Origin of the sequence: Psychrobacter luti (genome assembly GCF_014192115.1) — a bacterium.
Taxonomy (GTDB): Bacteria; Pseudomonadota; Gammaproteobacteria; order Pseudomonadales; family Moraxellaceae; genus Psychrobacter; species Psychrobacter luti.
In genome coordinates, this window is the sequence record NZ_JACHXL010000005.1 from 108,491 (window position 1) to 129,381 (window position 20,891).

General features: G+C 44.4%; 18 protein-coding genes and 2 tRNA genes. 12 read left to right on the forward strand and 8 right to left on the reverse strand.

What is annotated here, in order from left to right:
• Positions 1-29: 29 nt before the first annotated feature.
• From FHS24_RS10270 to rsmH, 3 genes are all read right to left on the reverse strand, one after another.
• Positions 30-2,138: a peptidoglycan D,D-transpeptidase FtsI family protein gene (locus tag FHS24_RS10270; protein WP_183621049.1), complete on the reverse strand. Its 2,109-nt coding sequence runs from the start codon at positions 2,136-2,138 to the stop codon at positions 30-32.
• Positions 2,135-2,698, reverse strand: coding sequence for a cell division protein FtsL (ftsL, locus tag FHS24_RS10275; RefSeq protein WP_183621050.1), 564 nt, complete (start codon positions 2,696-2,698; stop codon positions 2,135-2,137). The genes FHS24_RS10270 and ftsL overlap by 4 nt, the downstream gene beginning before the upstream one ends.
• Positions 2,699-2,924: 226 nt before the next feature.
• Positions 2,925-3,914: a 16S rRNA (cytosine(1402)-N(4))-methyltransferase RsmH gene (rsmH, locus tag FHS24_RS10280; protein WP_183621100.1), complete on the reverse strand. Its 990-nt coding sequence runs from the start codon at positions 3,912-3,914 to the stop codon at positions 2,925-2,927.
• A 476-nt stretch (positions 3,915-4,390) separates the two neighbouring features.
• Between rsmH and gltX the strand changes: the two genes are divergently transcribed.
• The 5 genes from gltX (at position 4,391) to FHS24_RS10305 (ending at position 7,729) form a co-directional block, all read left to right on the forward strand.
• Positions 4,391-5,920, forward strand: coding sequence for a glutamate--tRNA ligase (gene gltX, locus FHS24_RS10285; protein ID WP_183621051.1), 1,530 nt, complete (start codon positions 4,391-4,393; stop codon positions 5,918-5,920).
• 153 nt (positions 5,921-6,073) lie between these two features.
• Entirely contained in the window at positions 6,074-6,433 is a 360-nt protein-coding gene (locus tag FHS24_RS10290; protein WP_183621052.1) for a hypothetical protein, read from the forward strand.
• Between the two features lie 112 nt (positions 6,434-6,545).
• Positions 6,546-6,621 (forward strand) — tRNA-Ala (locus tag FHS24_RS10295).
• A gap of 155 nt (positions 6,622-6,776) precedes the next feature.
• Positions 6,777-6,852: transfer RNA gene (locus FHS24_RS10300), tRNA-Glu, on the forward strand.
• 223 nt (positions 6,853-7,075) lie between these two features.
• Positions 7,076-7,729 carry a LysE family translocator gene (locus tag FHS24_RS10305; RefSeq protein ID WP_183621053.1) on the forward strand — a complete coding sequence of 218 codons (654 nt, stop codon included), beginning with the start codon at positions 7,076-7,078 and terminating at the stop codon, positions 7,727-7,729.
• A gap of 87 nt (positions 7,730-7,816) precedes the next feature.
• On the opposite strand, the gene acnA is transcribed toward FHS24_RS10305, so the two are convergent.
• Together acnA and FHS24_RS10315 are read right to left on the reverse strand one after the other, a co-directional pair.
• On the reverse strand, positions 7,817-10,624 hold the full coding sequence (acnA, locus tag FHS24_RS10310; protein ID WP_183621054.1) for an aconitate hydratase AcnA: 2,808 nt from the start codon (positions 10,622-10,624) through the stop codon (positions 7,817-7,819).
• Positions 10,625-11,033: 409 nt separating this feature from the next.
• The gene (locus FHS24_RS10315; RefSeq protein WP_183621055.1) at positions 11,034-12,083 is read right to left on the reverse strand and encodes a DUF3025 domain-containing protein; all 1,050 of its coding nucleotides are present in this window, start codon (positions 12,081-12,083) and stop codon (positions 11,034-11,036) included.
• A gap of 113 nt (positions 12,084-12,196) precedes the next feature.
• Between FHS24_RS10315 and FHS24_RS10320 the strand changes: the two genes are divergently transcribed.
• Together FHS24_RS10320 and FHS24_RS10325 are read left to right on the forward strand one after the other, a co-directional pair.
• Complete coding sequence (locus FHS24_RS10320; protein WP_183621056.1) at positions 12,197-12,913, forward strand: metal-dependent hydrolase; 717 nt, start codon at positions 12,197-12,199, stop codon at positions 12,911-12,913.
• Positions 12,914-12,957: 44 nt separating this feature from the next.
• On the forward strand, positions 12,958-13,509 hold the full coding sequence (locus tag FHS24_RS10325; RefSeq protein ID WP_183621057.1) for a YchJ family protein: 552 nt from the start codon (positions 12,958-12,960) through the stop codon (positions 13,507-13,509).
• 34 nt (positions 13,510-13,543) lie between these two features.
• On the opposite strand, the gene FHS24_RS10330 is transcribed toward FHS24_RS10325, so the two are convergent.
• From FHS24_RS10330 to FHS24_RS10340, 3 genes are read right to left on the reverse strand one after another with little or no spacing between them, the layout of a single operon-like run.
• Entirely contained in the window at positions 13,544-14,440 is an 897-nt protein-coding gene (locus tag FHS24_RS10330) for a class II glutamine amidotransferase (protein ID WP_183621058.1), read from the reverse strand.
• Entirely contained in the window at positions 14,441-14,752 is a 312-nt protein-coding gene (locus FHS24_RS10335) for a hypothetical protein (RefSeq protein ID WP_227671796.1), read from the reverse strand. It lies immediately after the preceding gene.
• 48 nt (positions 14,753-14,800) lie between these two features.
• Entirely contained in the window at positions 14,801-15,967 is a 1,167-nt protein-coding gene (locus FHS24_RS10340; protein WP_183621059.1) for a homoserine kinase, read from the reverse strand.
• Positions 15,968-16,148: 181 nt separating this feature from the next.
• Here FHS24_RS10340 and hisF point away from each other — a divergent pair, with 181 nt between their 5' ends.
• The 5 genes from hisF to FHS24_RS10365 all read left to right on the forward strand — a co-directional run bounded on the left by hisF (position 16,149) and on the right by FHS24_RS10365 (position 20,785).
• Positions 16,149-16,931: an imidazole glycerol phosphate synthase subunit HisF gene (gene hisF / locus FHS24_RS10345; protein ID WP_183621060.1), complete on the forward strand. Its 783-nt coding sequence runs from the start codon at positions 16,149-16,151 to the stop codon at positions 16,929-16,931.
• A gap of 193 nt (positions 16,932-17,124) precedes the next feature.
• On the forward strand, positions 17,125-17,655 hold the full coding sequence (gene ribH, locus FHS24_RS10350; protein ID WP_183621061.1) for a 6,7-dimethyl-8-ribityllumazine synthase: 531 nt from the start codon (positions 17,125-17,127) through the stop codon (positions 17,653-17,655).
• Between the two features lie 347 nt (positions 17,656-18,002).
• On the forward strand, positions 18,003-19,163 hold the full coding sequence (nusB, locus tag FHS24_RS10355; RefSeq protein ID WP_183621062.1) for a transcription antitermination factor NusB: 1,161 nt from the start codon (positions 18,003-18,005) through the stop codon (positions 19,161-19,163).
• Between the two features lie 2 nt (positions 19,164-19,165).
• Positions 19,166-20,191, forward strand: a complete 1,026-nt coding sequence (gene thiL / locus FHS24_RS10360) for a thiamine-phosphate kinase (protein WP_183621063.1) — start codon at positions 19,166-19,168, stop codon at positions 20,189-20,191.
• A gap of 3 nt (positions 20,192-20,194) precedes the next feature.
• Positions 20,195-20,785, forward strand: coding sequence for a phosphatidylglycerophosphatase A family protein (locus tag FHS24_RS10365; RefSeq protein ID WP_183621064.1), 591 nt, complete (start codon positions 20,195-20,197; stop codon positions 20,783-20,785).
• Positions 20,786-20,891 lie beyond the last annotated feature (106 nt).

The window sequence follows — 20,891 nt, forward strand, 5'->3', positions numbered from 1 at the left end:
GGAATATTTAAAAAAATTTACTTTTTTATCTATTGTTCTTCGGTTTTTAATGGCTTATCTAATGGCACGTTGTACAAACGCAGCGCCTCTTTCATGACGTTATGGAACACAGGAGCGACTGTTAAGCCCGCATAAATCTGACCACGCGGGTCTTCGATAAGCATCACACCGACCAGCTTAGGATTGGACGCTGGCGCCATACCTGCAAAGACGTTACGATACTGGTCAGTATAGTAGCCACCTTTAGGATTGATACGGCGCGACGTTCCTGTTTTACCAGCGACGCGATAACCATCAATAGCAGCACCTTTAGCCGTACCACCCGGTTCAGTGACACTTTCCATCATTTGTACGATAGACATAGCTTGCTCATGTGCCATGATACGCTTACTGGGCTGCGTCGGACCATTTTTAGTCAGCGTTAATGGATGCATAACCCCGCCTGCGGCCAGCGCCGAATACGCCTGTGCCACCTGAGCTAATGTCACTTGCAGACCATAACCATAACTGACCGTCGCCCGCCTTGAGGTTTCTTTCTCTTTTGGCGTCACCACAAGACCACTGCCCTCACCGGGGAATTGCAGCGGTGTTTTAGACCCAAAGCCAAACTGCTTTTGCATATTGGTTATGGCATCAGGCGGTAGTGATAACGCAATCTTGGTCGAAGCCACGTTACTGGATTTTTGTAGTAGCGTGCCCATAGTAATCCGACCCAGATTATTATGATCGCGAATCGTATAACCACGTACGCGGATAGAACCAGGATTGGTATCAATCAAGGATGTCGCCGTATACTTACCTGAATCTAACGCGGCGGCAACGGTAAATGGTTTCATGACCGAACCGGGCTCAAAGACATCAAGCAGCGCACGGTTACGTTGGTTTTCACCGGTCATCTCATTAAGATTGTTGGAGTTAAATGATGGCCATGTCGATAATGCAAGCACTTCTCCAGTTTGCACATCTACAATCATACCCGTTGACCAGCGCGCTTTTTGCAAGCGACCAGCTTTTTCCAGCTCTTTATAAAGCAAATACTGTAAGCGCGAATCAATCGTTAATGCCACATCCTTACCAGGTATCTCTGGTTCAATCTGCTTGATTTCTTTCAGGCTATTTTGCTTGGCATCTTTAAGAACTAATACCTTACCATCATCGCCCGCCAGCTCTTTTTCATACTGACGTTCGATACCAGCGCGCCCTTCATAACCGCCTTCAGGATCATTGGCGTTTTGTCCCATGAAACCTAACAGCTGCGAGTTCGGTTGCGGCTGTGGATAATAGCGCTGAAAGAAGTTTTTCTCATAGACACCTGGAAAATCAAGCGAGCTAACACTTTGAGCAATCTCAGGCGTGACTTTATTAAGTAGTGGCAGATAATGTGAGCCTGCGCCCGATGGCAACGCCGCTTTAACCGCCTCTTCATCGGTTACATCGATACTGTCATCGATAGCAGTGACTTTTTTTAGCTCAGTGACGGAGATATTGGCCGCCGCTGCAAGGGTGGTTAAATCCATATTATCCAAGCGCTTTTGCATACGCGCGACCAGCTTTGGACTATCGGGATTGGTCAAAATAATGCGTTTAAGCTCGTAATATTCGCGCGCATAATCATGCGGGCTAAAAGAGACGGTCGCTAGTGGCGCACTGACCGCTAAAGGCAAATCATTGCGATCAGTAATCATGCCGCGATAGGATTTTTGCGTACGGACGCTGGTGATAAGCTCATTACCTTTGTCTTGGTAAAATTGAGCGTTGGCAATTTGAATATAGTAAGCACGACCGATAAGCCCTACTAGAATCAGCAGTGCCAATGCCCAAATCATACGGAAGCGGTTTTTATCTTGCTCGACACCGCCACGCGAAGAAGCACCAGACGCTTTACCCAAAAATGCTCTTTTACTTTTTAGGTTTTTAACACTGGTATATGCGCCTTGCTCTTCGTTCTTTTTAAGGCGACCAAACAGTTTGCCTTTACGGCCATCGCTCGATTTATTATCAGATTTACTGCTTGTTTGCCCAGATTTGGCGGCACTAGCACGGCGTAACGGCTTGGTAACTTTACCGCTGGCTGGCTTTTTGTTGCTATTCTTAGCCGCAGCTTTATCACTATTGGCATTAGGCTTTTTATCACTCATCGTCCAGCCTCCGCTGCATCAGCATCGTTTGTCGCACTGTCAGGCGTTACCGTTGGCGATAAGTCGGTGCTGGCGACGTTATTAACAGTATCTGAATTAGCTGCATCTGAATTAGCTGCATCTGAACTAACAACATCTGAGTCGTTGGTTACCACCGTATCTGAATCATCAGACTCGATTGGCGCTAGTGCAACTGCCGCGCCCGGTTGGATAATCAACTTGTCTTTGAGGGTGGGTGAAAACATACCCAGCTCGGCAACGGCACGACTAGCAATTTGCGGGGTCGCACTAAAGGTTTGCTGCTCGATGAGTAAACGCTGATGCTCTACTTGCAGCTTGCGCTCTTGTTTTTTCATGTCTTGCAAGGTTTTATAATCCTGATGATATTGCTGAACGCCTTCGGCCGTTTTGATACCGCTCCAGATAATTGCTGCCGCCAATAGCAATAATATGGCCACGTAAATACTAACCACATTAAATCGACGCACGAATAATTCGCCAACATCGGTATTAGGAGGCGTTGCGGTGCGACGGTTTACAGGTTTGTCAGATATTGCCATGACGATCTCAAAAAGTGAACTACAAAATATAAAAAGCGCTAACCATTTGCGAGTGATCACACCCTCATGAGCCATCAGCACCATCAATAAAAACAAAAAAAATTATAAAAAAACCCAAGCAAAAATTAATTGCTGAGCCTAGCAGAGAATGTTTACAGCTTTTTAACAGCCGCGTAATCATTAAAACATTCAGTCATATTCTAACCACATAATTTAATAGGAATCTTTATGGTTGCACATCTACTACATAATCAGTATCGGTACGGGTAGCCATACGTAACCATGCGCTACGTGAGCGCGGATTTTGGCTAATTTCTGCCTTGCTAGGACCGACGCGTTTTGGCTTACTAAAGTAGCGTGGACGCTTAGGCGGCATCGGTAGATTCTCATCCTCTGGATACTGACCCTTACTATGACGTTGCAAAAACTGCTTGATACGGCGATCTTCTAAGGAGTGAAAACTGATCACTGCCAACTGCCCACCCGACTTTAGAATCGGAATGCTTTGTTCTAAAAAGTCGTCGACATCGCCAAGCTCGTTGTTAATGAAGATACGCATCGCCTGAAAACTTTGGGTTGCTGGATGCTTACCGCGTTGCCAATTGGGATGAGCAACTTTTATCACCTCTGCCAGCTCAAGCGTGGAGGTATAACTGTCCATCTGCTTGATAGCACGAGCAATACGGCGACTGTGACGCTCTTCGCCGAACTCATAAAGCACATTAGCCAGAGTTTCATCATCAACTTTTTCTAACCATTCAGCGACAGACTGCCCACGACTGGTATCCATGCGCATATCGACTGCACCATCACGCATAAAGCTAAAACCGCGACTGCCGTCATCAATCTGTGGCGACGAGATGCCCAAATCTGCCATTAATCCGTCAACTTGCACGATACCCATCGCCGCTAAGCTGTCCGTCAAGGTCGCAAAGCTGTCATGCACCACTTTTACGCGACTGTCGGTAGTTGCCAATTCACGAGCAACGCTAATGGCTGTTGGGTCCTTATCAAACACAATCAATGTTGCATCATCGGCAAGCTGACTTAATAGCAAACGACTGTGACCACCACGGCCAAAGGTTGCATCGACATAGATGCCACTCATTTGTAAGCTATTCTGTCCTGCGTCATCCGTTTGCTTGGGCAATGATTTGACACCCAATACCGCCGCGACCGCTTCTTGCAGTAGCACCGCATCATGGACAAAGCTCAATTCATCAGAAGTGGTTTGCTCTGTTGCAGCAGCTACAGACTCTTGAGCGGATGAATTAGCAGAGTCACTCTCTACAACAAAGTCATTTTCCACTGCAGACAAGTCGCGCGCTGACTTAGCGTTATCAGTGGCTGACGAAGAAGTTGTTTTAAGATATTGCTTACTTTTTGGCTTATTATTCGATATGGACACAAACGACTCAGTAGATGACGACCATTTTGGTCAGTAATAGTAAAAAATCAGATGAAAATAAACAAGTTATGACTTGTCTAACATTATTATCGCAAGGATACACTGGTAGTCAAGCGCTAGAGGGGCTTTTCGTTAAAAATATCCCATCTCTCTGTTATACTAGCGCTATATTTTACGCTATTTTTCTACCTTGACGGCTACTGTTTCATCCGTATTTTTTGTTCAAAGCTTTGATTAGCATTTTTCACTACCCTATTCATTAACCACCCTATTCTGAGATTTTTATGATGCAACCATCGACTTCTACTAGCAGCACGCGCCCTGTCCGCACTCGTATCGCGCCCTCACCGACTGGATTTCCTCATGTCGGCACTGCTTATATCGCGCTATTTAATTTAGCCTTTGCTAAAGCACATGGTGGCGAATTTATTTTACGTATCGAAGACACCGACCAAACACGCTCAACGGAGCAATCTGAAAAAATGATTTTGGATGCGCTGCGTTGGGTCGGCCTTGACTGGGCGGAAGGTCCAGACATTGGCGGTCCACACGCCCCTTATCGTCAGAGCGAGCGTAGCGATATTTATACCAAACACGCCGAGATGCTCATAGAAAAAGATCATGCGTTCCGCTGCTTTTGTACCAGCGAAGAGCTAGATACCATGCGTGCTGAGCAAATGGCCAATGGCGAGACACAACGCTATGATGGTCGCTGTGCTCATTTAGCCCCTGAAAAAACTGCGCAATTGGTTGCTGAGGGTAAGCCGAACGTTATCCGTATGCGTGTGCCAACCGAAGGCATCTGTCAGGTACAAGACATGCTACGCGGGACGGTTGAGATTCCTTGGACGCAAGTCGACATGCAAGTGCTGCTAAAAACCGACGGCATGCCAACGTATCATTTAGCCAACGTCGTCGATGACCATTTAATGGACATCAGCCATGTACTACGTGGTGAGGAATGGCTCAACTCTGCGCCTAAGCATCAGTTGCTTTATGAGTATTTTGGGTGGGAGATGCCAGTACTTTGCCACATGCCGCTCCTGCGTAACCCAGATAAATCAAAACTGTCAAAACGCAAAAATCCAACCTCCATCACTTACTATCGTGATGCCGGCGTGCTACCTGAAGCGCTACTAAATTACCTCGGTCGTATGGGCTACTCAATGCCTGACGAAGCTGAGCAGTTTACCTTAGAAGAAATGATTGCCAGCTTTGATATTCAGCGTGTGTCGCTTGGCGGCCCTATTTTTGACATTGAGAAACTTAACTGGCTCAATGCTGAGTGGCTGCGCGCACTTACTCCTGAAGAGTTAAAAAATAAAATCCTCGACTGGGCAAGTAACAGCGATAAATTAACGGCTATTGCAGCGGCGATTCAGCCTCGTATCGAGCTATTGTCTGATGCAGTTAATTGGGGCGGCTTTTATTTTCAAAACCTCCCGGATATCAACGCGGAAAGCTTTACTCATAAGTCGCTCACGCCTGAGCAAATCATGGATATGTTACAACTGTCATTATGGCAGCTAGAAGTCTTGCCTACTTGGTCAGAAGAAAATATCTACGCCACCCTAAAAGGGCTTGCGGCTCATCTTGATATTAAGATGCGTGACTTTATGGCACCGTTCTTCATCGCTATCGCTGGTAGCACCTCATCGACACCAGTCATGAACTCTATGGCGATTATTGGCGCTGATATGACGCTGACGCGCTTGCGTCATGCGGTTGATGTACTAGGTGGCCTCGGTAAAAAGAAACTCAAAAAACTAGAGAAACAAGCGGCTGAGTTGCCAGACTTTTTGGCAGCTGAATAGTTTTTTAGTTGTTTCTTAATAACACTATTGATTCATAATATTATTAGTGAATAAAAAAGAGGGGTCAGGCTATTACTGACCCCTCTTTACGTTACTCTCAGTACTTGCATACGAATACTGATTATTTATTTAACATTTAAATTGGAAATAGAAATGGTAGCCAAGACCGTCACGATAGAAAGCAAAGATTATGTCTTTAATACGTTAAAAGAAGCACAAAGATACTATGATGCAATCGTAAAAGAGCTATACGATGCCAAGCTAAACCTCACGACTGGGCAAGATTTTGAAGACCTAAAGTGGATATATAAGACTTACTCTGATTATAGTAAATCAGCGCGATTAAATGAGTCTGAGATTATAGGCTTTAAAGGAATCAGCACAGTACAACAAAAAGGGGGACAATATATCCCCACAGAATGTGCTGCCATTATTTTTTCAGATGGTACAGAAGAAGAATTCTTTACAGATAAAGCCATTAAAGTGATAGCCAGTCAGCAAAATCCGCGCTAATTGAAGGCTATTAAATAACTAAATCGCTTTTTTTCACATATTTATGCATTATTTTTCAAATAGCGGTTGACAAGACTGCTGGTCTTACATAAAATACGCACACTCTTAGCGAGGGGCTATAGCTCAGTTGGTAGAGCACTTGCATGGCATGCAAGGGGTCAACGGTTCGACTCCGTTTAGCTCCACCATACTATTTATCGCAACGCTCAGTACTACTGAAAATTGATATAAATACTCGCTAGTAGGACGATATCAGCACCTAGGCACAGCTTTCTCTATTCAATAGATAAGCTCTCTGATATTGTGAAGTACCGTTGTAACCACTGGTTATAACACTCTATGCGTCCCCATCGTCTAGAGGCCTAGGACACCGCCCTTTCACGGCGGTAACGGGGGTTCGAATCCCCCTGGGGACGCCACTATTCGGCGTCACTTATTAGCACTTTTGCTTTGCATCAGATTAGACTAATAAGCGAACAATAGAAAGGCCCAGTCATCATACGGTGACTGGGCCTTTCTATGTCTGTTGTTTCTGCAAACAGCTATCAAAGCTGTATAATTTCTTAGTAATATTGAAGAATGCAATGTAATGGCACTCTATAAATTATAGATATTTTAAGCTATCACAAGGATGTATTGGCTATGTTCGGTATTGAGAATTATCTAGGGTTTGTCATGGCTGCTATTTTTTTAAACCTAACCCCTGGCACCGATAGCATGTACATCATCACTCGCAGCATGTCCCAAGGACAAACTGCAGGATTTTATTCGGTACTTGGTATCATCTCAGGCATTTTAGTTCATACTTTATTGGCTGCATTTGGATTGTCCGTACTATTAGCCAGTTCGCCACTTGCCTTTACGCTAGTGAAATATATTGGTGCGAGCTATTTATGCTATCTAGGTTCTAAGATGCTGACTAGTAAACAGACACCTTTACTTGCCAGTAATTTACCTAATGAGGAAAAAATAGCGTCTGCTCGGCCATTAGATAGATGGCAGATATATAAGCAAGGGGTTATCACTAATACCTTTAATCCAAAAGTTGCTCTATTTTTTCTCGCATTCTTCCCTCAGTTTATCGACCCCAGTTATGCCAATAGTATGCTGTCGCTTTTATTTCTTGGTCTGACCTTTGCTACAACGGGTTTTATATGGTGCACGTGTTTAGCTTTATTAGCCTCAAAATTCAGTGAAAACCTGCGTAAAAATCCTACTATAGAAGTGATTTTAAATAGAATAAGTGGTGTGATATTTATTGGCATGGGGGTCAAGCTTTTGACTGAGAAGGCTTAAGCCTTAAAACGATAAAAGCATGAGAAGCTCCCATAAAAAAGCCCAGTCATCACGACTGGGCTTTTTTATTTTAAATCTAATCAATTATTAAGCAGCGTTTTTACTTTCAGCTGCCAATTGACGTAGTACATAGTGCAATACACCGCCGTGACGCACGTATTCGCGCTCTTTTGGCGTTTGTAGCATAACATTGACATCAAAGCTCTCAGACGAACCATCTGCACGTGTAGCCGTAACCTTGGCGGTTTTGCTTTCGCCATTATCTAGACCCGTGATGCTAAGCACCTCAGAACCGTCTAGGTTATAAGTCGCAGCATTTTCACCATCTTTAAAGGTCAATGGCAAGACACCCATACCGACTAGGTTTGAGCGGTGAATCCGCTCAAATGAGCTGGTCAATACCGCTTTTACCCCGAGCAAAATCGTACCCTTCGCTGCCCAGTCACGGCTAGAGCCAGAGCCATATTCTGCACCGCCAAGGACTACTAGCGGACGCTTGTCTTCTTTATACTTCATCGCCGCATCATAGATAGCCATTTCTTTGCCATCTTGTAGCGTGGCGCTATCACCGTTAAAGTAATAGGTATAACCGCCCTCTTTGCCGCCCATCATAGTATTTTTAATACGGATATTGGCAAAGGTACCGCGAGTCATGACCGCATCATTACCACGGCGTGAACCATAGCTATTGAAGTCGGCTTCCATCACACCGCGCTCTTGCAGGTACTTACCTGCAGGAGAGTCTGCATCGATATTACCAGCAGGCGAGATATGGTCAGTGGTGATTGAATCACCGAACAGGCCTAGAATACGTGCGCCTTCGATATCAGGGATACCTTCTGGCTCCATGGTCATACCATCAAAGAACGGTGGGTTCTTAATGTAAGTAGACTCTTCGCTCCATGGATACAGCTGACTATCAGCTGAGCTAATGGCGTTCCATGCTGCACTACCATCAAACACTTCACCGTAGTTTTTGCGGAACATATCAGCGTCGATATTATTGGCAATCAGCTCATTAATCTCATCTGACGTCGGCCAGATATCTTTTAGGAATACATTATTACCGTCTAGGTCTTGTCCTAAAGGGTGGGTAGTCAAGTCAATATCAACCGTACCTGCCAGCGCATAAGCAACCACTAATGGCGGTGATGCCAAGTAACTGGCTTTTACATGTGAGTGAATTCGACCTTCAAAGTTACGGTTACCTGACAGTACGGCAGCGGCAACTAGATCGCCTTCTTCGATAGCCTCTTCAATCGCTCCTAATAGCGGACCTGAGTTACCGATACAAGTAGTACAGCCATAACCTACTAAATAGAAACCGATTTTCTCTAGCTCATCCATTAACTGAGATTTTTCAAGATAATCAGTCACTACTTTTGAACCTGGAGCAAGGGAGGTCTTGACCCATGGTTTAGCTGTCAGGCCTTTTGCCGCTGCTTTTTTCGCAACCAGACCTGCGCCAATCATGACTGCTGGGTTTGAGGTATTGGTACAAGAAGTAATCGCCGCGATAACGACAGAACCATCACGCAATCTATACTCTTCGTCTTCAATTTTTACCGTGCAATAAGTACTGCCTTCCGCGCAAAAAGGATTAGGTTTTGCCGCTAATGCTTTTGCTTGCTCTTGCTTACCGCCTTCTTCATCAAAGCGAACTTTGGCTTCAACTTCTTTCTTACGGTCTTTGGTCATCGCCGTCAAGGTTTCACCAAATTTTTCATGCATATCAGATAGGTTGATACGCTGCTGTGGCAAGTTAGGGCCGGCAAGTGCTGGCTGTACTGATGACAAATCCAACTCTAGCTTACTTGAGTAAGTCGCAGCTGGCGTGTCGGCATCGTGCCATAAGCCTTGCGCCTTGGCATACTTTTCAACCAATTCAATTTGCGCTTCCTCACGTCCAGATAGACGCAGATAATCAATCGCCATTTGGTCAATTGGGAAAATACCGCAAGTCGCACCATACTCTGGTGACATGTTGGCAATCGTTGCACGGTCAGCCAGTGGCATGCTGTGCAAGCCTTCGCCATAGAATTCGACGAATTTACCAACCACGCCATGCGCTCGTAGCATCTCAACCACACGCAATACCAAATCCGTTGCAGTAACGCCTTCGGTCAATTTACCCTTTAGCTCAAAGCCAACGACTTGTGGAATCAGCATCGATGATGGTTGACCAAGCATTGCTGCTTCTGCCTCAATACCGCCAACACCCCAACCAAGGACACCAATACCATTAATCATGGTAGTGTGACTGTCTGTACCAAACACCGTATCAGGATAAGCAGTCAACTCACCGTCGACATCAGCAGCCATTACCACACGGGCTAGATATTCAAGGTTAACCTGATGCACGATACCGGTTGCTGGTGGCACGACGACAAAGTTTTTAAAGGCATTTTTACCCCAATGCAAAAACTCATAACGTTCATTATTACGTTTAAATTCAATTTTTTCGTTTAAATCTAGCGCGTCTTCACGACCATAAGCATCGACCTGTACAGAATGGTCAACGACCAATTCACTTGGGATAAACGGGTTAATTTGCTCAGCATTACCACCAAGCTCAACCACTGCATCACGCATCGCTGCCAAATCTACTACTGATGGTACACCGGTGAAATCTTGTAGCACCACTCGTGCTGGCATAAAAGCAATTTCTTTTGACGCTTCTGCGCCTGCATCCCAATTGGCAACCGCTTCGATGTGATTTTTGCCGACAGATTGGCCATCATCTTCGTTACGTAATAGGTTTTCTAAGACGATTTTCATACAAAATGGCAGTTTGCTGATGTTCTCGTAAGTGTTGGTCAGCTTTGGCAGGCTGTAATAGGTATGTTCCTTACCCGCGACAGAAATGGTGTCTTTTACATTAAAAATATCACTCATGGTAGCTTCCTTATCGTTGTTATGGATCCTGAACATAAATGACTTTTGAACTAATATTACTATCAATCAATAAGTATCTATGCTGATAACTGGTGGCTAAATAGATGGTGTTTTAGTTGTTCTTAAATTAAATGGATTTGTTAAATTGAATGGCTATATTTAATTACTAACAATAGGAAAATGTTGAACAATAGCCAACTGTGCTGTTACTCTAACCAATTGCGTGTTAATGACGATTTTATTAATAAAGCGACATTAACAAAAGTTATAAGCATCTCTTTAGCGTTTAACAGTAACGTCCTTTTACCATAACAAATAACCCGTGCTTTGTTAACGTCTAGATGGTGTTGAATCGTGGCACAATCGTAAACGTAACAATGCTTTAGACGTTTAACAACAATGATTGCATTTATGCTTTATGACGACGACCGCTACGAAAGACTTGGCTGTCATCATAAAAGCTCGAATGGGCATTTTCTGACCAAAAGTGTGGCACACCCAAAATAGGCAATGGAGACAGTTTGCGCGGTGTTACATCCGGCTGTGATAATAGAGCGTCCATATAGTCAGTTACTTTCTGATCCAAGTGACCGATGCGCTCAGATAACGATAAGGCAAAAAAGTCTTGCATGACATTTATCACAATACTATGGGCACATAATGCTTTGCGCGGCTGAAGTAGCTTCTCTAACAGCGCATGACCAAAAATATAAACTGCAGCTTGCGAGTCGCTACTTAGCGCTTTCGGTTTATCCCACTTGTCACGTGGTGCAACTAAACTTCCTTGCCAATCAAAATCAATCAACGCCTCACCGATACTAGGCTCTGCTGTCACCAATATTGCGCCATTTTCATCAAACACCGTAATGGTATCGCGAACGCGTCCTCGACTGCTCCCAATACCTTGCTGCTCAATTTCAAGCATATGATAATAATTCAGCAAGGCTTTAGTCTTTGGAAAGGTCAGCCAAATACTACCGTTAAATAAGTCATGCAGATTATCACGCGTCGGAATATTACCGGTCGTACCGATAAAACTCTCGTACGCCTCGCCTGCTGGCAGCGCATCTTGTGAGACAAATTGTAAGGTTTTAGCTTGGTTGTCTAGTGCCGGTTTGGTTTGCGGCAGTGCCTGTTGTAAGGTGTCAGCCTGCTTCTGTAACCCTTTACTTAAAACCTTGGCGATAATATCAGGCGTATTCTCAATTATATCTGTCTGAGCAAGCTCATTTTTTAAGCCACTTAGCTTTGTGATGGCTTTACTTATATAGCCTAACTGATTTAAGTGACAGAGCCATGGCGCTTGCCAGTCAATAGCCGCAAAGCTGTCATCAAGCGTGCTAACACATGCAGGCCGGTTATTAATAGAAGATTCAACAGGTACATTAACAAGCACATCGAAAGAAGCGTCAGAAGAAGCAGTTGGATAAGGCTTGGCAGGTAAATCAGTGGCGGTCATATTGGTTATCTCTATTAGACGACTGGCTTGGCTATGGTATCATGGAGCGCTTTTTTACGGCTAGACAAGCGGCTCGAAATGATATTTCGCGCGCTACTTATTGATGAGTTTTTATGGCAAATTTTAAAACCCACTTAAATGTCGCGTTCATGGTCAGTGGTACGATGAGTCTAATGGTTTATAAAGCCGGATTGATTGATGATTCAGGGTTCTTAATGTGCGTGGCGCTCGGTACCATCGGGGGACTGTTGCCTGATTTGGATTCTGATAATTCAACGCCGATTAAGCTTGGGTTTAATATTACCTCGTTTATTTTTGCCTTTGGTTTGGTGATGCATTGGCGTAGTGAGCTGAGTTTACTGGCGCTGATAGCGTTATGGTTGGCCGGCTACGGCTTGATGCGTTATGTGGTGTTTTCGATTTTTACTAATATGACCGTGCATCGCGGTGTCATTCATTCGGTGCCCTATATGGCGATAATGGGGCTTGGAATGACCTATGTCAGCTACGATATTTTACACTTACCTTTGACGGCTAGCTGGTTTTACGGCTTGTTTTTATTTGGCGGCGCGATGGTACATTTGGCATTGGATGAGCTATATAGTGTGAATTTGTCCAATATGAAAATGAAGCGCTCATCGGGTACAGCGATGAAGTTCTATCAGCATAAAGACAAATGGTGGTATCTGTTACTGTACGTTATCCTTGCACTCTTGGTGTATTTTGCGCCGCCGTTTGATGAGTTTTGGCAACAGCTACGGGACCCCGCACCTTGGGCAAAGCTTAAACTCGGTCTATGGCCAGAATTGATAAAGAACTGGCTCAATTGAAACTTATAAATCGCTAATAATATAAATAACAACTTGAGTAAATAATGTCAATTTCCCTGCCAATCTGCCCTTGCCAAATCAATCCATCATCGGATGACATCAGCGCGCCGCTACTTTATCAAGATTGCTGTCAACCTTATCATGACGGGCTTTTAAATAACGAAGCTGATAAAATTGATGGTGCAAAGCCAGACTCTGCTGAACGATTGATGCGCACGCGTTATAGTGCCTTTGTCTTGGTCGTTCCAGAATATATCATCAAAACCACGTTACCCTCGCAGCAAAACTTACTAGATATTCAGGCAATTGAGAGTTGGGCAAAAGAGACGGATTGGGCAGGATTGGAAATCGTCGCGCACACGACGAAGCTGGGTAAGCACCATGCGCAAGTTGAATTTAAGGCTTACTTCAAGACGCCTGAAGGATTACAGGCGCATCATGAATTATCTGCTTTTGTAAAAACAAAAAACAAAGCTGATAATGATGCGAGTTGGTACTTTTTGGATCCGACCGTTTCTATGTCTGTCACACAGAAACAGCCGTGTATTTGTGGTTCGGGTGAGAAGTTTAAGCGCTGTTGTGGTGCTTATATCTAACTGATATTTAAACAATATTAACTATTTTCCAACTCTAAACACTCGCCCCAACAGCGCGTGCCACTGCAATACCTTCTTCAATCGTCAAAAACTTACGCTGACTTGGGCTGTCTTTATAAATGACATCCCCATCTTGGAATATTAAGCATTCATTGACCGCCAACTGCTGCCATTTTTCATTTTCAGTCAATGGCACAGTAACTAGAATCGTCACTTTATCCGTGTCGGTAGTCACATCGCTAAAGTTAATGGCTAAATCATCATCAGCCAGTTTTGCTTCACCAAATGGCGCTTGGCGCGTGAGATAAAACAATAAGCTGCCAGCATAAGCCAGCTGCCATTGACCATTCGATATCAGGCAATTAAACAAACCATTAGCAGATAAATAACGACATTGGGTGGTCAAAAAGTTAAACAGCGTCTGATCATCTGGGCGAGTTTTAAAGCTACTTTTTAGGCGATTAACGAGATAACAAAACGCCATTTCAGAATCAGTATTGCCGACTGGCTGGCAATGTGAGGCATTACCATTATCTTGCAAGCGTTGACAGCGTTTAATAAACTCGCTATTCATCTGCCCATTATGTGCAAATACCCACTGCTCGCCCCATACTTCACGGACGAATGGGTGGGTATTCGCCAAGCAGTTCTGCCCTTGGGTCGCCTTACGGATATGAGCGATAACATTCATGGCTTTAATCGGATAATTATTAACCAAATCGGCAACAGGCGATAAATGGCTTGGTTTATTATCATGGAACAGACGCAGGCCAGTCGAAGCATTACCCGAATCGCATTCGCTACGCTCAAAGAACGCAATACCAAAGCCATCTTCATGGCTATCAGTCATGCCGCCGCGACGACGAAAGCCTGCAAAGCTAAAACCGATATCGGTTGGGGTATTACAGTTCATCCCTAAGAGTTGACACATTTATACTTCACCGCCGTTGTTGTCGTCTTTTGCAGAATTTAAAGTAGAGATTGAGCCAGTTTCTGACACTTCATCAAACATCTCATAAGGCGTTGCCCCATCGGTGTCAATATTCGCCAAGATACGCTGCGCATGCGCCAAATCAGTATCCTGTATCCACAGCACAATCCCAGAATTCATACCGGGCATGGCACTCAGCGGTTGCAGAGACACCGTAATACCGTTATTACGCAGCAGATTGGCATGCAGCTCGCCTTGCATATTGGTATCGTAGCGTGCCAGTTTGTGCCAGTTATCAACTTGATCGGTCATGGGATTCGCCTTTATGGTTTTGATACAGGAATGGTCAAAAAAAACAATCTATGCCAATTGGTCGAGCGTATATTCTTTGATTACAAACTCAATGCTATTACTTAAACTATCACGTGCTTGTTCAGCTTGGCTAATATTGCTAAAAATACCAGCTATTGGCTTTTCGGTTTTATTATCAATAGCTAACAGCACAAGTACCGTATTTTGTGATTTTTCAACGTGTGACCAATGGTAAGCGGCTAGACGCTTCATCAAGTCAGGATTTTTGACCATGATGTTATCGCCAGTGCGACCTTCAGTACGGTTATAATGAATAACGTTTAAACGTAATAGCCAAAAAATCACCGCCGCTTTTGCGAGCATCACTGGTAAGGCGCGTTTTTCATCTTCGCCAAGTGAGCGTTTTGACTCATAGCCTTGCAAAAAAGCGGCCATTTTATTGCGGTCAAAATTCACCGACTCACCCTGCTCAGCATCGCCCCATGTGGTGCAAAAATCATTAATGGTAATGGCAATATCCATCACATAGTGTTCGACGCTGACTTCGGTAAAATCCAACAACCCTGTCAGACGCTCTTCGCCTTTCTGTAGATTCCATAAGGTATTATCAGCAAACATATCTAAATGACATAAGCCTTTTGGCAAAGTTGCAAGCGGTAAATCTGAGTAAGCGCGCCAAATGTCGCTCATCAATTTGGCTTCGTCACCGGGCATAAACTGCCTTTCACGGTCGCGTACTTCCGCCCATGGATATAAAGGTACGCCATATTCTTCCGCAGGCTGTAATGCTTGCAAAGTCTCATGTAGCATCGCTAAAGCGGCGCCAATCTCATGACACATTGCTTGCGTGGTTTGTTGTGGGTGCGACCCTGCTAGGCATGGCACTAACGTAATTGCTTTATTGTCGTAGTGAATGACATAGCATTTTTCTGCGCTATCAGCGCCTAAATCAAGCAATGCTAACGGCGCCGCTACCGGCAATTTACCATCCAATTGATTTAAGATGACCGCCATTTTTTCGATGTCTTCTGGTGGACGCTCTTCAAATAGAGTAAATACATAAGAGTGCGAGCCATCTACATCGTCAGTCGTCTGAATAAACCAGTTAGAGTTTTTGATACCTTGGGTAATCGGAATGGCACGCGCGAATGACACGCCAAAACTCTGGCAAAAGGTGGCAAACTGGTCATCGGTTAACTGGGTATAGACAGACATGACATCTCACTTATGGCAATGGAATAATAAGGTAAATAGGTACGGTAATGACAGTGATTGTACCGCGCATGAGCAAACTTTGGTTAAAAGCATAATAATCTTGTGAAAATCTGCCTGATATGGCGGTGATTTTGCTAGACTAGCGCTTAAAGAATGAATTGATTATAAGGTGAAAGACCCTATGTTAGCAAAGCGTATCATCCCTTGTTTGGATGTTGATAATGGACGCGTGGTCAAAGGCGTACAATTTGTCGATATCAAAGATGCCGGCGACCCTGTTGAAGTCGCTAAGCGCTATAACGAACAAGGCGCTGATGAGATTACTTTTTTAGACATTACGGCGACCAATGATGAGCGCGATACCACTTATCATACCGTTGAGCGTATGGCAGAAACTGTGTTTGTACCATTAACGGTTGGTGGCGGTGTGCGTAAGATTGCTGATATTCGTAACCTGCTCAATGCCGGTGCCGATAAAGTGGCGATTAACTCTGCGGCGGTATTTACCCCTGAGTTCGTCGGTGAAGCGGCGCAGAAATTTGGCAATCAATGTATCGTCGTTGCTATCGATGCCAAACGCGTTGCGGACATTGAAGTTGATGGCATCATCATGCCACGCTGGGAAATATTTACCCATGGCGGTCGTAAGCCAACAGGCATTGATGCGGTCGCTTGGGCGAGCAAAATGGCTGAGCTTGGCGCTGGTGAATTATTGGTAACTTCTATGGATGGTGATGGCACCAAAAAAGGCTATGATTTGGCCTTAATGAAGCAAATTACCAGCCGTGTGAATGTGCCCGTTATTGCTTCAGGTGGCGTTGGCAATCTGCAGCATTTAGCCGAAGGCGTATTAGAAGGCGGCGTCGATGCCGTGCTCGCTGCCAGTATTTTTCACTTTGGCGAATATACGGTGCAAGAAGCGAAAGAATATATGGCAGCACAAGGCATAGCAATGCGCTTATAACGCCTTTGTAAAATACAAATGCAACGGTAAAAAATGTTATCATAGCGCTAACTACTTATTATCATTTGATTTTCGTTCATTTAACGCCTTATTTAACGGATAATTAACCGGTTAGACAAACTATTTGAACCCAGCGTTATATATAGATTTCTATATTTTTATATTAAAAGCCCATTCAGCAAAGGATAATTTTATGTCGAATTTACAACAGCAGCGCAATGATGTGACCCATATCGATGGTAATTTACATCAAAATGAAGATGCGCGTATCGGTATCGTCGTTGGTCGTTTTAACGGTTTTGTCGTTGAGTCATTGGTAGATGGCGCAATTGATGCCCTACTACGTCATGGCGTTTTGGGTAGCAACATTACCGTGATTCGTGTACCGGGTGCATTTGAGTTGCCATTGGTTGCCCAGCGCGCTGCTGAGTCTGACCGCTTTGATGCTATCATTGCTTTAGGCGCGATTATCCGTGGTAGTACGCCGCATTTTGACTTTGTCGCCAGCGAATCAGCTAAAGGCTTAAGCAGTGTTGCTATCGACTATAATATTCCGGTAGCAAACGGTGTATTGACCACTGACAGCATCGAGCAAGCGATTGAGCGCTCTGGTACGAAAGCCGGTAATAAAGGCTCAGAAGCTGCGATGGTCGTGTTAGAGATGATTGCGGTACTATCACAGTTAGATATTGATGATGATTATGATAGTAGCGACAATGCTTAGATAATAGTGACAATGCTGAATAATGATGCTTAACAATGACGCTAATTAAACCGTCATTTTATAGATCATTTTTGATTATTTAATCAGCTTAATAGGCACTGTGGTTCTTTATAAGCTATGGTTTGTTATAAATAGCCATAGTGCCATTGCTACAAAGAACAATGCTCCACAGAACAATTTCACATAGAATGTTGCTAGAAAGAACATGGTAAATGGCGCTAGCAAGCGTCGATGTAACACTCGACTGTCATAGCTGTCAGCCGATTACTATTTAAAATATTCTATGCTATTGCTTATTCCATAATTGCTTATCACATATTTGTTTAAAACCTAGGTACAAACCCCTTATGACTGACCAACTCAAGCGCGCTATTAGCGCGGCGCAAACCGCACAACTCACTGATGGACAGGCTGAAGCGACACGTATCGCAAGCAGTAGTGCGGGCGATCAAACCTTCGATATGAGTGAAACAACTTATAAGACCAGCCACACCGCTGTGCGTAAGGCACGTCGCTTTGCGATGCAAGGTCTATACGAATGGCTCGTCACTGACCGCCGTTTTGATATCGATGGCAAGCTTGGCTGGAAAGCCAATGCCCCACACGATATCGCTGCTCGTACTCGTGCAACCAATGCCATGCATACCGTACATATCGGCTACTATCATGAAATGATGCGTGACATTCCAGAGCAGATTGACGCCCTTGATGCGCTAATCAGTCAACATCTTGATCGTGAAATCGATAAGCTTGATACCGTCGAGCACGCTATTTTATTAATTGGCGCGTATGAGCTACAAAACCGCTTAGAGATTCCGTATAAAGTGGTGCTTGATGAGGCAATGAAGTTGAATAATCATTTTGGCGCTACTGATGCGCATAAATTGATTAATGCTGTCCTTGATAAAATGGCGGTTGAATTGCGTGTGCTTGAAGTAGAAGCAGATAGCAAAGCCAATCTACGCACGTCACAAAAAGCGACTACTCAATCTAAGACTAAGCAGGCTGAAGCTCAATCTACTAATGTTGAAGAAGCTAATGAAACCACTGCTGAATCTGATCTCGACAGCACGTCAACTGCTTCAAACAAACCACGTATCAGCGCCAATAATGCCAGTGTTAAACGCAATAGCGCCAGTAAAGCATTAGCAAATATCATTGATTATAAGATAGGTAAGCAAAACGAAGCGGCAAAAGATGTCGTTGCTACCGACCCTATCGTTAATGAACAGCTTGGCGCTAAAAGCAATGCGGCTGATAATGTTACTAACGAAGACAGCAGCTTAGATAGTAGCGCAGATAGCGATGAAGACAGTAACGAGAACAATAGCACCGCCGATATTGCGCTACATGATTCTAATGTTGTTAGCACTGACTCAGAAGATGCTGCCGCAGATAGCAGCTCGTTAGATAATACTGAGCTAGACGATACTGAGCTAGATAATACTACGTCAGACAACTTAGATAACACTGTATCAGATGATACTGATGCAAAAAGTAAAGACTAATTATGAACGAGTTTGAGCTGATTGAGCGCATATTTTCGCAAATGCAAGCTGCGCCGTCATTGTCTAGCAATGTCGAAAAAGGCATTGGTGATGATGCCGCGGTAATGAGCTTGCCTGCAGGCGCGCGCTTGGTCAGCTGTATTGATACACTCGTTCAAGGTCGTCACTTTAGCGCTGATTGGGAGCAAGTAAATACACTGGCATTTGCCATCGGTTATAAAGCCGTCGCAGTAAATGTCTCAGATATTGCCGCCATGGGTGCGACCCCGCATAGTATTTTATTGGCATTAGCCTTACCTGAGCGTTTGGCAAATGAGCCATGGCTGACCGAATTTGCCAAAGGTTTATTTCATGCCTGCCAGCTATTCGGGGTTACACTTATTGGTGGTGATACCACGCGCAGTGATAGCTTGATACTCAGTGTCAGCGCGCAAGGATTGCTTGATACCAACACGCCAGCTGTATATCGCTCAGGCGCGCAAGTTGGTGATAAAATCTATGTCTCAGGGTCGCTTGGCGATGCCGCTTATGCGCTACAGCATCCTGATAATGCTGTCGGTATTGAGCTTGCACATCGGCTGCATATGCCAACCCCACGTATTGCCTTAGGTGCAGCACTCGCTAAACTTGGTGCAACTTCAATGATAGATATCTCTGATGGTCTGTATCAAGACCTTGGTCATATCTGCCAGCAAAGTAACGTTGGTATGCGCATTCATCTTGAGCAGCTGCCTACCAGTAAAGCATTGGGAAGCACTGAGTTAACTGGACGCTTATTATGTCAACTGGCGGGCGGTGATGATTATGAGCTGGCTTTTACCTTGCCTGCCCATATCGAGCCACCGATTGAGAATAGTAGCAATACGCCTGTAACCTGTATCGGTGAAGTAATAGCTGTAAACCACACAGATGTTGCTACAAATTTACGACTAGAGCTTTTTTATCAAGGACAGCCAGTCACAGCGGCCCATCCTGCCCCCTTTTCTACTTGGCCCAATCTGACGGGTTATCAACATTTTGCAGGTTAACCCATGATTGATCACAACCTATCTAAGCCTGATATCCGTAAAGCCAATGATTGCCCGCCTCTACCAGCCAATGCGAGTCTGCCTGACCGTTTTATTTATTGGCTTGGTATCGGCTTAGGCAGTGGTTTGCCTCGCCGTGCACCCGGCACTTGGGGCACGGTTGGAAGTCTAATCGTTGCAATGCCATTATTAAGCTTAGGTTTTGTACCATTTTTGGTTATTACCATTTTAGCTTGTTTGCTTGGTAATGCGATATGCGGTCGTACCTCAGAGCTGATGGGTGGCCATGATAACCCGCATATTGTTTGGGATGAATGGGCCGGTATGTGGCTTACCCTACTGCCGCTATCGTATATGGGTATTGCTGACGGTAGTTTTTGGCAAAATATCGCCCAACCCTCTTCTATTTTAGCGATTATTATTGCCTTTATATTATTCCGCTTTTTTGACATTATTAAGCCGCCACCGATTGGCTGGGCAGATAAAAAAGTCGCGGGCGGTCTAGGCATTATGCTCGATGACATTATCGCCGGTATCATGGCAGCAGCCGTTTGGGTCCTTATTTATACCACTCTTCTTCAATTAGCCCATTAGCCACGTTGTTATATCTTATAGCCTATTATCTTTGATAATCCATTATCTTTTATAGCCCATGGTCGTTTTTGACGTGCCCACTTTTTAGTGCTGCATTTTTGACGCT